11 protein-coding genes and 1 other RNA gene are annotated in these 13789 nt (G+C 63.6%); 9 read left to right on the forward strand and 3 right to left on the reverse strand.

Annotation, left to right across the window (positions count from 1 at the left end):
- Window positions 1–56 precede the first annotated feature (56 nt).
- Complete coding sequence (gyrA, locus tag L0U82_RS13145; RefSeq protein ID WP_233831554.1) at window positions 57–2687, reverse strand: DNA gyrase subunit A; 2631 nt, start codon at window positions 2685–2687, stop codon at window positions 57–59.
- Window positions 2688–3163: 476 nt separating this feature from the next.
- Between gyrA and ompA the strand changes: the two genes are divergently transcribed.
- From ompA to L0U82_RS13170, 5 genes are all read left to right on the forward strand, one after another.
- On the forward strand, window positions 3164–3811 hold the full coding sequence (gene ompA / locus L0U82_RS13150; RefSeq protein WP_233831555.1) for an outer membrane protein OmpA: 648 nt from the start codon (window positions 3164–3166) through the stop codon (window positions 3809–3811).
- Window positions 3812–4055: 244 nt separating this feature from the next.
- Entirely contained in the window at window positions 4056–4754 is a 699-nt protein-coding gene (gene ubiG, locus L0U82_RS13155; RefSeq protein ID WP_233831556.1) for a bifunctional 2-polyprenyl-6-hydroxyphenol methylase/3-demethylubiquinol 3-O-methyltransferase UbiG, read from the forward strand.
- Between the two features lie 40 nt (window positions 4755–4794).
- Window positions 4795–5508, forward strand: coding sequence for a phosphoglycolate phosphatase (gph, locus tag L0U82_RS13160; RefSeq protein WP_233831557.1), 714 nt, complete (start codon window positions 4795–4797; stop codon window positions 5506–5508).
- Between the two features lie 124 nt (window positions 5509–5632).
- Window positions 5633–6002, forward strand: a transfer-messenger RNA (tmRNA) gene (ssrA, locus tag L0U82_RS13165).
- Window positions 6003–6281: 279 nt separating this feature from the next.
- Window positions 6282–6650 carry a COG4315 family predicted lipoprotein gene (locus L0U82_RS13170; protein WP_233831558.1) on the forward strand — a complete coding sequence of 123 codons (369 nt, stop codon included), beginning with the start codon at window positions 6282–6284 and terminating at the stop codon, window positions 6648–6650.
- A gap of 173 nt (window positions 6651–6823) precedes the next feature.
- On the opposite strand, the gene L0U82_RS13175 is transcribed toward L0U82_RS13170, so the two are convergent.
- Together L0U82_RS13175 and L0U82_RS13180 are read right to left on the reverse strand one after the other, a co-directional pair.
- Entirely contained in the window at window positions 6824–7090 is a 267-nt protein-coding gene (locus tag L0U82_RS13175; protein ID WP_233831559.1) for a hypothetical protein, read from the reverse strand.
- A gap of 174 nt (window positions 7091–7264) precedes the next feature.
- A complete protein-coding gene (locus L0U82_RS13180; protein WP_233831561.1) occupies window positions 7265–8344 on the reverse strand; it encodes a substrate-binding domain-containing protein in 1080 nt (359 codons plus the stop codon).
- A 152-nt stretch (window positions 8345–8496) separates the two neighbouring features.
- Between L0U82_RS13180 and L0U82_RS13185 the strand changes: the two genes are divergently transcribed.
- The 4 genes from L0U82_RS13185 to L0U82_RS13200 are packed head-to-tail and all read left to right on the forward strand — an operon-like array spanning window position 8497 to window position 13761.
- Window positions 8497–8964, forward strand: a complete 468-nt coding sequence (locus tag L0U82_RS13185) for an NAD(P)H-dependent oxidoreductase subunit E (RefSeq protein ID WP_442793638.1) — start codon at window positions 8497–8499, stop codon at window positions 8962–8964.
- The gene (locus L0U82_RS13190; RefSeq protein WP_233831564.1) at window positions 8961–10529 is read left to right on the forward strand and encodes a formate dehydrogenase beta subunit; all 1569 of its coding nucleotides are present in this window, start codon (window positions 8961–8963) and stop codon (window positions 10527–10529) included. Before L0U82_RS13185 ends, L0U82_RS13190 begins: the two co-directional genes overlap by 4 nt.
- A gap of 14 nt (window positions 10530–10543) precedes the next feature.
- Window positions 10544–13498: a formate dehydrogenase subunit alpha gene (fdhF, locus tag L0U82_RS13195; protein ID WP_233831565.1), complete on the forward strand. Its 2955-nt coding sequence runs from the start codon at window positions 10544–10546 to the stop codon at window positions 13496–13498.
- Between the two features lie 8 nt (window positions 13499–13506).
- Window positions 13507–13761, forward strand: a complete 255-nt coding sequence (locus L0U82_RS13200; protein WP_233831566.1) for a formate dehydrogenase subunit delta — start codon at window positions 13507–13509, stop codon at window positions 13759–13761.
- The last annotated feature ends 28 nt before the right edge of the window (window positions 13762–13789 follow it).

Below are 13789 nucleotides of genomic sequence, written 5' to 3' on the forward strand. Positions count from 1 at the left end.
GGCTTCGCAGCGTAGCTTCAACTTATTAACTGAGACTGAAACACCGCCGACACGAATCAAACCGTGCCGCCGCTCTCGCCGCCGTCATCTCCGTCGGCGGAGCTATCCGAATCGCTTTCCGATTCGCCTTCGGCCTCAGCTACCTGTTGCAGACCGGACAGCTTGGTTCCTTCGTCAAGGCTGATGAGTGTAACACCCTGGGTTGCGCGCCCCATTTCACGGATTTCCGACACACGCGTGCGAATCAGCACGCCTGTCGTGGTGATCAGCATGATCTGCGCTTCCGGGTCTACCAGCGTCGCGGCGACCACCTTGCCGTTACGCTCCGACGTCTGGATCGCGATCATGCCCTTCGTGCCGCGGCCGTGACGCGTGTATTCGGTGATCGGCGTGCGCTTGCCGAAGCCGTTTTCCGTCGCGGTGAGCACCGACTGCTGCTCGTCGCCGGCCACCAGCAACGCGATCACGCTCTGCCCGTCTTCGAGCTGCATGCCGCGTACACCGCGCGCCTCGCGGCCCATCGGACGAACGTCGTTCTCGTCGAAGCGCACCGCCTTGCCCGAATCCGAGAACAGCATCACGTCGTGCTGACCATCGGTGATGGCCGCGCCGATCAGGTAGTCGCCCTCATCGAGACCGACCGCAATAATACCCTTGCGCAGCGGGCGGCTGAATGCTTCCAGCGGGGTCTTTTTTACCGTTCCTAACGCGGTCGCCATGAACACGAACTTGTCGGCCGAGAACTCCTTGACTGGCAGCACGACCGTGATCTTCTCGCCTTCCTGCAGCGGGAACATATTGACGATCGGCCGGCCACGCGAGTTACGCGAGCCCTGCGGAACCTCGTAGACCTTGACCCAGTACACGCGCCCGCGGTTCGAGAAGCACAGGATGTGATCGTGGGTATTGGCGATGAACAGCGTGTCGATCCAGTCGTCTTCCTTCATGGAAGTCGCCTGTTTGCCGCGCCCGCCACGCTTTTGCGCGCGATATTCGGACAACGGCTGCGATTTCACGTAGCCCGCGTGCGACATCGTCACGACCATTTCCTGCGGAGTGATCAGGTCTTCGGTGTTCAGCTCGGTCGCGTTCAGCTCGATCTTCGAACGGCGCGCGTCGCCGAATTCGGCTTTGATCGACGTGAGTTCCTCGACGATGATCGCCGAAATGCGTTCCGGGCGAGCGAGGATGTCGAGCAGGTCGGCGATTTGCGCCATCACGTCGCGGTACTCGCCGATGATCTTGTCCTGCTCGAGACCAGTCAGGCGCTGCAAACGCATCTGCAGGATTTCCTGCGCCTGGGTGTCGGACAGACGGTACAGGCCGTCGGTCTGCATGCCGAACGACGGGTTCAGACCCTCCGGACGATAGGCTTCGCGACCGCCCGCCGCCGCGTTCTCGCTCTCGGCGCGCGACAGCATCTCGCGCACGAGCGACGAATCCCACGCGCGCGCCATCAGTTCCTGCTTGGCGATCGGCGGGGTCGGCGCGGCCTTGATGATCGCGATGAATTCGTCGATGTTGGCCAACGCCACCGCGAGGCCTTCGAGCACGTGGCCGCGTTCGCGCGCCTTGCGCAGCTCGTAGACGGTGCGCCGCGTCAGCACTTCCCGCCGATGCGACAGGAAGCACGTCAGCATTTCCTTCAGGTTCAGCAGCTTCGGCTGGCCGTCGACGAGCGCAACCATGTTCATGCCGAAGGTGTCCTGGAGCTGGGTGGCCTTGTACAGATTATTCAGCACGACTTCGGGCACTTCGCCACGCTTCAGCTCGATCACGACGCGCATGCCGCTCTTGTCGGATTCGTCGCGGATATCGGAAATGCCTTCGAGCTTCTTCTCGTTGACGAGCTCGGCGATGCGCTCGAGCAGCGAGCGCTTGTTCACCTGGTACGGCAGTTCGTCGACGATGATCGCCATGCGCTGACCGCGGTCGATTTCCTCGAAGTGCGTGAGCGCGCGCATCACGACACGGCCGCGGCCCGTGCGGTAGCCGTCGCGCACGCCCGCCACGCCGTAGATGATGCCGGCGGTCGGGAAATCGGGCGCGGGAATGATTTCGATCAGCTCGTCGATCGTCGCCTCGGGGTTCTTCAGCAGATGCTGGCAGGCGTCGACGACTTCGTTGAGATTGTGCGGCGGGATGTTGGTCGCCATGCCGACCGCGATGCCGGACGAACCATTGATCAGCAGATTCGGGATGCGCGCGGGCAGGATAGCCGGTTCGTTCTCGCTGCCGTCGTAGTTCGGTACGAAATCGACCGTTTCCTTGTCGATGTCGGCCAGCAGTTCGTGGCCGATCTTCGCCATGCGGATTTCTGTGTAGCGCATCGCCGCGGCGTTGTCGCCGTCGACCGAACCGAAGTTGCCCTGGCCGTCCACCAGCATGTAGCGCAGCGAGAAGTCCTGCGCCATCCGGACGATGGTGTCGTAGACAGCCGTGTCGCCGTGCGGATGGTACTTACCGATCACGTCGCCGACGATACGCGCCGACTTCTTGTACGCGCGGTTCCAGTCGTTGTTCAACTCGTGCATCGCGTACAGCACGCGCCGGTGCACCGGCTTCAGGCCATCGCGGACATCGGGAAGCGCTCGCCCTACGATCACGCTCATCGCGTAATCGAGATACGAACGGCGCATTTCCTCCTCTAGGGAGATTGGCAGAGTCTCTTTGGCGAATTGATCCATTATCCGTATCTTTTACATGCCAAGGCGACGGATGACCGTCGCCTTCGTGTAAGCATTGCAGACGCAACGCATCACGCGATTCTAACATGGGCGGCATTTGCCCCCGACGACGGTACGTATACATATTAGAGGGGCGCGCGCGAGCCCCGTCTCGGCACCCCATTTTTTCCGACGACCGGGCTCGATTCGTGCATACCGCGATTCGCCGCTCAGCCAGAGCTGGCGGACCTGCCAGGCGAATTCGGTTGTTGCGCAAGCACCACAATTGGAGGGGGATTTGATGGGGGACAGATTTTTTTTTCGTCGGAAGGGAACGATATGGCAAAATGCCAACGCACAAAGAGTCAGACACTGCTCGAAGTCTATACAAACGGTTTTTGTTCCGCACCAATGTTATACTTCGAGCAATGTATGACTTGTCTTCGTCAACAGGCTCGCAGTAAACCTGCGGTAATCTCAATTTCGAGAGGAGAAATATGAATAAACTTTCAAAGCTCGCGTTCATTGCAGCTACCGCAGTTATGGCTGCATCCGCCATGGCACAGTCGGTGCCGGCGTCGCGACAAGCTACGAACGACAACTGGGTGAATGGTACCGGCGAATACGTGTGGATGAACGGCACGAACGAGCTGTGCTGGCGCGATGCATTCTGGACGCCGGCCACCGCCAACGCAAAGTGCGACGGCGCGCTGGTTGCTCAGGCTCCGACCCCGCCGGCTCCGGTTGCTCCGGCACCGGCTATCACCAGCCAAAAGATTACGTATCAAGCTGACGCGCTGTTCGACTTCGACAAGGCAATCCTGAAGCCGGCTGGTAAGGAACGCCTGGGCGAACTGGCAGCGAAGATTCAAGGCATCAACCTCGAAGTCGTCGTTGCAACGGGCCACACCGACCGCATCGGTACGGACGCGTACAACGACCGTCTGTCGCTGCGCCGCGCTCAAGCTGTTAAGGCGTTCCTGGTCAGCAAGGGCGTCGAAGCCAACCGTATCTACACGGAAGGCAAGGGCAAACGCAACCCGGTTACCACCGGTTGCAACCAGAAGAACCACAAGCAACTCATCGCCTGCCTCGCACCGGACCGCCGCGTGGAAGTCGAAGTTGTCGGTACGCCGAAGCAGTAAGCTGCAAATTACCGCAGTATCGAAAGCCCCGCTCTGGCGGGGCTTTTTTTATGCTCGGACGCCGCGCGCGGTGCGTAATACCTGACGCGAGCCGCTCACCTGGTCGGCAATGCCCTCGGGCGGTGAACTTTCGCAGCTACCGCCAATCCGAGCGCGGCACTTTTGCCGCCCCGTCTCTCGCCCTATATACTCAGGGTTTATCCTCGAGCGTCCGCTCACCGCCCTCATCGAGGCAGCATTCGCCATGACCAACGCCGATCCCCACGAACTACAGAAATTCAGCGACCTCGCGCATCGGTGGTGGGACCCGAACGCCGAATTCAAGCCGCTGCACGAACTCAACCCGATCCGCCTGAACTGGATCGATACTCACGCGCATCTCGCGGGCAAAAAGGTGCTGGATATCGGCTGCGGCGGCGGCATTCTGTCGGAATCGATGGCGAGTCTCGGTGCCCACGTGAAGGGCATCGACCTGTCGACGCAAGCGCTCGGCGTCGCGGATCTTCACAGCCTGGAAAGCGGTGTAACCGTCGATTACGAGGAAATTGCCGCCGAGGCGCTCGCGGCCCGCGAACCGGGCACTTACGACGTGGTGACCTGCATGGAAATGCTCGAGCACGTGCCCGAGCCGGCCGCGATCGTCGAAGCCTGCAAGACCCTCGTGAAGCCGGGCGGCTGGGTGTTCTTCTCTACGCTGAACCGCAATATGAAGTCGTATCTGTTCGCGGTGATCGGCGCCGAATATATCGCGCGCATGCTGCCGAAGGGCACGCACGACTACGCGCGCTTCATCCGCCCGTCGGAACTCGCGGGCTTCGTGCGCGCCGCCAGCCTGCGCACAGCCGACATCAAGGGCATCGTCTACAACCCGCTTAGCAAGCACTTCATGCTGTCGTCCGACACGAGCGTCAATTACATGCTCGCCTGCCGCCGCGACGTCTGAGCGTCGCCCCACTGTCTCGACACACCGCACCACACGAACAATGAGCGACCCGACTCCCCTGCCCCAACGTGAAGACAACGAGGACACGCTCGGCCTGTGCCAGGCGGTGCTTTTCGACCTCGACGGGACGCTAGCCGACACCGCGCCCGATCTCGCGGCTGCCGTCAACAAAATGCGCCACGATCGTGGGCTCGAGATGGTCGCGCTGGAGAAGCTGCGCCCACTGGCCTCGGCGGGCGCGCGCGGACTGATCGGCTGCGCGTTCGGCATCGGCCCGGACCATCACGAATACGCATCGATGCGCGACGAGTTTCTCGCCAACTACGAAGCGGATCTGTGCATCGAGACCACGCTGTTCCCCGGCATCGCCGAGGTGCTCGACGAACTCGATGCGCGCGGCGTGCGCTGGGGCATCGTCACGAACAAGGTCACGCGGCTCACCGAACCGCTCGTCGCGCAACTGGGGTTCGAGGAGCGCGCCGGCTGCGTGGTGAGCGGCGACACGACCCCGCACTCGAAGCCGCATCCCGCGCCCTTGCTGCACGCGGCACGTGAGTTGGACGTTGCGCCGGAACGTGTGGTCTATGTCGGCGACGATCTGCGAGACGTGCAGGCCGGTTTTGCCGCCGGCATGAAAACCGTCGCCGCGGCATACGGCTATTGCGGCAACGATATTCCGCCGACGCATTGGCACGCGCAGCACGTCGTTCAATCGCCAGCCGAGCTGCAGAAGCTGTTGCGCGACATTGCCTGACGCACGCGCCTCGCACGGTTGTTTGTGAAGTCGCGGGCCTCGGCGATCGCAGGCAACACGGGACGCGACCGTCGATCTATTGTAAAATTTCACTTTGGCTCATATCTTGTGAGCAACGAACCGCGGGGGCGACCTGGTTTCGACAGGGGTTGCGAAGCGGCTAGGGCATGTCGAGGACCCGTCACCTCGTTAATCAATGGGAAAAACGTAACTGCAAACGACGATACGTTCGCACTGGCAGCCTAAGGGCCGCCGTCCTCTGCCTAGTTCACTGACGGGCTAGTGTCGCAAGACCGGTAGCAATACCGACAGAGGTCATATACGTCAGTTAAGCCTTGGCGGCGTCACGACGTCCGGGTCGAAAATCTAGTGAATCGCCGTAGCGAAGCGTGTTCGTCCGCGTCGCTGCGGTTAAATCAAAAGACAGAACTAAACATGTAGAACTGGTCGTAGAGGACTTCTGGACGCGGGTTCGATTCCCGCCGCCTCCACCAACACACAATCCTGGCTCAACCCAGGATTTCCCGAAAACCCCGCCAACCATCGGTTGACGGGGTTTTTCTTTGCTGCGGCCGCGGCCGCATCCGGTCGGTCGATCGCCAAAGTCCAACCGCGGACAGAAGCCACCTCATTACCACCGCGCGGAATATCCTCGCTCCGCGCTCCGTTCACTCGATAGCGCGCACGACATCGGGCCGCGAGTGAGCCCACGCTGCCTATACTCGAAACGCGCCTTCCATTGTCGAACGCGTCGTCAATACAGGAGCCTCATCATGCGCAAATCGATTCTCTTGCTCGCCCCGCTCGCGCTAGCCGCGCTGCAACACAACGCGTTCGCCGATCCACCCAAAGTGGACAACGGCCGCTTCGTCAACGCGGACGGCATGACCCTGTACACCTTCGACAGAGACACCAAGCCCGGCGTGAGTGCGTGCACCGGCGGCTGCATGAGCAACTGGCCGGCGGCCACGGCGACATCGATGGACAAGCCCTCAGGCGACTGGACGTTGATCCCCGCCGCCGACGGCCGACAGCAATGGGCGTACAAGGGCCATCCGCTGTATCGCTACGCGGCCGACAAGCAGGCGGGAGATGCAAAGGGAGACGGCTTCAAGGACATGTGGCACGTCGCGAAGCCTTAAGAAAACGCCCGATCGGCGAACCGCCCCTTCAATTCAATAAGCCGCGACTGCGACTGTGGGGCAGCAGCCGCAAAGCACAACGCCGGCGCGAAGGCCGGCGTTGCATCAAACATCAAACATCAAACACCAACGATCAACCGTCGAACATCAACCGTCCGACAACGGGAGAAACCTCACTCGTCCTTCGGGCATTGCAGATTACAGCCGTTCGGATCGCCCATATCGCCGCGCTTGCGCGCCGTCGAGCGTTTGCCGTGCTGATACTTGTCCGACGGCGCGGACGCCGCGAACGGCATCTGCGGATGCTCGTTGATACGGAATTCGTCCGTCAGGATGCCGCCCGGTACGCCGGGCGAATTCTGCGCGAACGCAACGGAGACGGTACCGCAGAGCACACCTGCCGCGGCAACCGCGGCACATGCGTGAAGAAGAGCTTTCATAGGAGTTCGGCGCGACGTCGCGCGTGGTTAAAGCGGAAGCGAAGCCAAGAGAGTAGCCGAAACGGCCGAGCTTCGCAGCGCTACCGGCCGCCCGCGTCACTGCTTTTATGATTACGACCTCTTACGCCAACATTCCTGCGACAGCTTTCGCACGTCGCCCGCCCGCGCCAGCTTTCACGCGAGCGCATCCCCAAGCCCATCGGCGACGTCCACCAGCTTGCCGCAATCGCTCGGATCGTAGCCGTCGAGATGCTCGACGCTTTGATGAAACGCGCTGCCGCGCAGCAGCTCGATCACCGTCGCGAGCGGCGCGCGGCTGAGGTGTGCGCGGTCGCACGCGAAGTAATAGTCCTCGTCGACGATTGGAATGAAGTCGAGCCCGAAGTGATGCGCGGCCGGCTCCACGCCGAAACCGACATCCGCCATGCCGCTCGCGACGAATGCCGCGATCGCCGAATGCGTGAGTTCCGCCGACGCATAGCCATTGACGCGATCCGGGTCCACCCCGAGTTTGCGCAGCGCGAGATCGAGCAGCATCCGCGTGCCCGAGCCCGGCTGGCGATTGACGAAACGAATATCGTCGCGCGCGAGATCGCCCAGCCCGCCGATCCGCTTCGGATTGCCCTTGCCGATGAAGAGCCCCTGCTTGCGCCGCGTCAGATGCACGAGCACATGACGTTGCGGATCGAGCCAGCGCCGGTAGGTATCCGCGCAGGTCGCACGAAATTCGCCGAGCGGCAGGTGAAAGCCCGCCAGATCGCATTCGCCGCGCGCCAACGCGCTCACCGCATCCGCGCTGTCGCGGTACTTGATATCGACCGGCAGATTGTTGGCGACCAGCGCCGTCACCAGCGCGGCCACCGCATAGCCATGCGATGCGTGGATGCGCACGTCATCGACGGGCGGCGCGAGCCAGCGGTTCAGGTCACTCGCGACCTCGCTCGCGAGCGCCTGCAGGTTGCCGTCGAGCCGCTCGCCGCAGAGCTTCTGCGCGCGCAGCATCGCGTGACCCAGTTCCGACAGCACCGAGCCGCGTCCGCGCTCTTTCGCGATCAACGGACCGCCCAGGCGCTCCTCGATACCGCGCAGCAAACCCCACGCGTGCCGGTAGGACAAACCCTTAAGCGCCGCCGCCTGCGCAATGCTGCCCGATTCGTCGACGAGCGCGAGCAGCGGCATGACGTCCGACAGGCTGGCCTCGCGGCCGTCCGCACCCTTCACCACCAGTTCAACCTGACACTCGATCCTGATCATATATGTCTAACTCTTTCCTATTGCACACACCGATCAGCCCGCCTATTGTTCGGCAATACCATATCGAATAAGCGAAGCATACGTGCACGTATTATGAATAACAAGTGCATATATCGCTTTGGAGGAGCCCCCAATTGGACGAATCTCTCGCCATGGCGCCGGATCAGCTCGTGCAACGTCACGCGCAGCCGGGCCGCTCGCTGCTAGCAATCCTGCACGCGATCCAGGACGAACTCGGCTTCGTGCCGCCACGCGCGGTCGAACCGCTAGCCCGCGCACTGAGCCTGTCGCGTGCCGAAGTGCACGGCGTGATCACCTACTACCACCATTTCCGCACGCAGCCGCCCGCGCCCGTCACCGTGCAGCTGTGCCGTGCGGAAGCGTGCCGCAGCATGGGCACCGAAGCGCTCGCGCAGCATATCGAGGCGCACACCGGTTGTCGCTTCGATGCCGCGCATGAAGCCGGCGCGACGGTCGAACTCGAGTCGGTCTATTGCCTCGGCCAATGCGCGCTGTCGCCGGCGATGATGATCAACGGCACGCTGCACGCGCGCGTGTCGCCACGGAAATTCGACGCGCTGTTCGCGGCCGCCAGCAAGTGCGTGGAGGTGACGGCATGACGCGCATCTATGTCCCCCGCGATTCATCGGCACTGGCGCTCGGCGCCGATGCACTCGCGCAGGCGATCGAGGCCGAGGCCGCGCGCCGCGGCATCGAGATCGAACTGGTCCGCAACGGTACGCGCGGCCTGTTATGGCTCGAACCGCTCGTCGAAGTCGCGACGCCGGAAGGCCGCATCGGCTATGCGAACGTCGAAGCCGGCGATGTCGCCGCGCTGTTCGATGCCGGCTTCATCAGCGGCGGCGAGCATGCGAGCCGCGTCGGCGTGGTCGATGACATCCCGTATCTGAAGAAGCAGCAGCGTCTGACCTTCGCGCGCATCGGTATCACCGATCCCCTTTCGATCGACGACTACGTCGCGCACGGCGGCCTCGAAGGCCTGCGCCGCGCGCTGCAAACCGACGGCGACGCCGCCTGCGAAGCGCTGATCGAATCGGGGCTGCGCGGCCGCGGCGGCGCGGCGTTCCCGGCCGGCATCAAATGGCGCACAGTACGCGGCGCAAAGGCGGCGCAAAAGTACATCGTCTGCAACGCCGACGAAGGCGACTCGGGCACGTTCTCCGACCGGCTCGTGATGGAAAGCGATCCGTACATGCTGATCGAAGGCATGCTGATCGCGGGCGTCACGACCGGCGCAACGGTCGGCTATATCTACGTGCGCAGCGAGTATCCGCATTCGATCGCGACGCTCGAAACCGCAATCGCCCGCGCGCGCGCCGCCGGCTGGCTTGGCGACAGCGTGCTCGGTTCGAGCGCGCACCGCTTCGAGCTGTTCGTCGCGAAAGGCGCCGGCTCGTATGTGTGTGGCGAGGAAACCGCGCTGCTCGAATCGCTCGAAGGCAAGCGCGGCATCGTCCGCGCGAAGCCGCCAGTGCCGGCGCTCGCCGGCCTGCACGGCCAGCCGACCGTGATCAACAACGTGATCACGCTCGCCACCGTGCCGATCATCTTCGCGCGCGGCGCGGCGTTCTACAAAGACTTCGGCATGGGCCGCTCGCGCGGCACGCTGCCGTTCCAGCTCGCCGGCAACGTCAAACGCGGCGGCCTGGTGGAACTCGCGTTCGGCGTAACGCTGCGCGAGTTGCTCGACGAATACGGTGGCGGCACCGCGAGCGGCCGGCCGGCGCGCGCGGTGCAGGTAGGTGGCCCGCTCGGCACCTATCTGCCGGCAAGCCAGTGGGATATTCCGATGGACTACGAGGCCTATGCGGCCGTCGGCGCGGTGATCGGCCACGGCGGCCTGGTCGTGCACGACGACACGTCGAATCTCGCCGAACTCGCGCAATACGCGATGCACTTCTGCGCGCTCGAATCGTGCGGCAAATGCACGCCGTGCCGGATCGGCTCGACGCGCGGTGTCGAGGTGATCGCGCGGATCCGCAACGGCGATACGTCGACGCGCCAGGTGCAATTGCTGCGCGATCTGTGCGACACGATGGTGTCCGGTTCGCTGTGCGCGATGGGCGGCATGACGCCGTACCCGGTGATGTCCGCTCTCGATCACTTCCCCGAAGACTTCGGTCTTGCTGCCGACCACCACGCGACCAAAGCGGCCGCAGCCTGACTCAGGAGCCCACTATGTCCGACACGATCAACTCCCTCTCCGGCGGCTGCGGCTCAGGTAATTGCGCATGCAAGTCGCAGGCGCAAGCGCGCGCGGCGAACGCGTTCTTCGACAACACCGACTACGGCACCCCCGCGCGCCACTCGGATGTCGACGTCACGCTCGAAATCGACGGCCAGGCGGTGACGGTGCCCGCCGGCACGTCGGTGATGCGCGCGGCGATCGAAGCCGGCGTCAACGTGCCGAAACTGTGCGCGACCGATTCGCTCGAACCGTTCGGCTCGTGCCGTCTGTGCCTCGTCGAGATCGAAGGCAAGCGCGGCTATCCGGCCTCGTGCACGACGCCTGTCGAAGCCGGCATGAAGGTGCGCACGCAAACCGACCGTCTGCAGTCGCTGCGCCGCAACGTGATGGAGCTGTACATCTCCGATCACCCGCTCGACTGCCTGACCTGTCCCGCCAACGGCGACTGCGAACTGCAGGACATGGCCGGCGTAACGGGCCTGCGCGAAGTGCGCTACGGCTTCGACGGCGCCAATCACCTGAAGGACCAGAAGGACGAATCGAATCCGTACTTCACGTACGACCCGTCGAAGTGCATCGTCTGCAATCGCTGCGTGCGCGCGTGCGAGGAAACCCAGGGCACGTTCGCGCTGACGATCGCCGCGCGCGGCTTCGAATCGCGCGTCGCGGCCAGCGAAAGCCAGCCGTTCATGGACTCCGAGTGCGTCTCGTGCGGCGCCTGCGTCGCCGCGTGCCCGACCGCGACGTTGCAGGAAAAGAGCGTTGTGATGCTCGGCCAGCCCGAGCATTCGGTCGTCACGACCTGCGCGTATTGCGGCGTCGGCTGCTCGTTCAAGGCCGAGATGAAGGGCAACCAGGTCGTGCGGATGGTGCCGCATAAAAACGGCCAGGCGAACGAAGGCCACGCCTGCGTGAAGGGCCGCTTCGCGTGGGGCTACGCCACGCACAAGGACCGCATCACGAAGCCGATGATCCGCGCAAAGATCACCGACCCGTGGCGTGAAGTCAGCTGGGACGAAGCGATCAGCTACGCGGCGTCCGAATTCCGCCGCATCCAGGACAAGCACGGCCGCGATTCGATCGGCGGCATCACGTCGTCGCGCTGCACCAACGAGGAAACCTATCTGGTGCAGAAGCTCGTGCGCGCCGCGTTCGGCAACAACAACGTCGACACCTGCGCGCGCGTTTGCCATTCGCCGACCGGCTATGGGCTGAAGACGACGATCGGCGAATCGGCGGGTACGCAAACCTTCGCGTCGGTCGACAAAGCCGACGTGATCATGGTGATCGGCGCGAATCCGACCGACGGTCACCCGGTGTTCGGCTCGCGTCTGAAGCGGCGCGTGCGCGAAGGCGCGAAGCTGATCGTCGTCGATCCGCGGCGTATCGATATCGTCGATACGCCGCATGTGAAGGCCTCGCACCATCTGCAGTTGCGCCCCGGCACCAATGTCGCGATCATCAACGCGCTTGCGCATGTGATCGTTACCGAAGGCCTCATCGCCGATGCGTTTATCGCCGAGCGCTGCGAAACCCGCGCGTTCCAGCAATGGCGCGATTTCGTCACGCTGCCGGAGAACGCGCCGGAAGCCACCGAAGCAGTGACCGGCGTGCCCGCGCAGCAGGTGCGCGAAGCCGCCCGCCTGTATGCGACCGGCGGCAATGCGGCGATCTACTACGGTCTCGGCGTGACCGAACACGCGCAGGGCTCGACGATGGTGATCGGCATCGCGAACCTCGCGATGGCAACCGGCAACATCGGCCGCGAAGGTGTCGGCGTGAATCCGCTGCGCGGCCAGAACAACGTGCAGGGCTCGTGCGACATGGGTTCGTTCCCGCACGAGCTGCCGGGCTATCGCCATATCGGCGACCCGGTGGTGCGCGCGCAGTTCGAAGAAGCATGGAACGTGACGCTGCAACCCGAACCGGGCCTGCGCATTCCGAACATGTTCGACGCCGCGACGCACGGCAGCTTCAAGGGCCTCTACTGCCAGGGCGAGGACATCGTGCAGTCGGACCCGAACACGCATCATGTGGCGGCGGCGTTGTCGTCGATGGAATGCATCGTCGTGCAGGACATCTTCCTGAATGAGACCGCGAAGTACGCGCACGTGCTGCTACCGGGTTCGTCATTCCTCGAAAAGGACGGCACCTTCACGAACGCCGAGCGCCGCATCTCGCGCGTGCGCAAAGTGATGCCGCCGCTTGCCGGCTACGCGGACTGGGAAGTCACGCTGCTGCTGTCGCGCGCGCTCGGTTATGAAATGGACTACGCGCATCCGTCCGAGATCATGGACGAGATCGCGCAACTCACGCCGACCTTCCACGGCGTGTCGTATCGCAAGCTCGACGAAATGGGCAGCATCCAGTGGCCGTGCAACGAGCAGGCCCCCGACGGCACGCCGACGATGCACGTCGACGCCTTCGTGCGCGGCAAGGGCAAGTTCGTGATCACGAAGTTCATCGCGTCGCCGGAAAAGGTCACGCGCAAGTTCCCGTTGCTGCTGACGACCGGGCGCATCCTGTCGCAGTACAACGTCGGCGCGCAGACACGCCGCACCGAGAACTCTCGCTGGCACGACGAAGACCGGCTCGAACTGCATCCGCACGACGCCGAGGAACGTGGCATCAGGACCGGCGACTGGGTCGGCATCGAATCGCGCGCGGGGCAGACCGTGCTGCGCGCGAAGGTGACCTCGCGGATGCAGCCGGGCGTCGTCTATACGACGTTCCACTTCCCCGAATCGGGCGCGAACGTGATCACGACCGACAGCTCAGACTGGGCCACCAACTGTCCGGAATACAAGGTGACCGCGGTGCAGGTGATGCCGGTCGAGCAGCCGTCGCAATGGCAGAAGGACTATTCGCGCTTCAATACCACGCAGCTCGAACTGCTGAAGCAGCGCGAGCAGGCTGGCGAAACCGCGGTGACCACGGGTAAGTGAGCAAAGCGATGGATATACGGAATCTGATCGACATGGCGAACCGGATCGGCGATTTCTTCGAGTCGATGCCCGACCACGAAGAAGCACTGACCGGCGTCTCCGAGCACATCCGCCGCTCATGGGAGCCGCGCATGCGCCGCGCGCTGCTCGCGACACTCGACGAAGCGCCGGATGCGCATGGTCTCGCGCTGACGGCGTTCACGCGCGAGGCGATCGTCAGGCATCGCGCGGAATTGACGCCGGCCGAGGCCGCGGCGACTTAGGGTGCGGCGCGGGCTGCGCTTTAGCCCC

Source organism: Paraburkholderia sp. ZP32-5 (assembly GCF_021390495.1).
GTDB lineage: Bacteria > Pseudomonadota > Gammaproteobacteria > Burkholderiales > Burkholderiaceae > Paraburkholderia.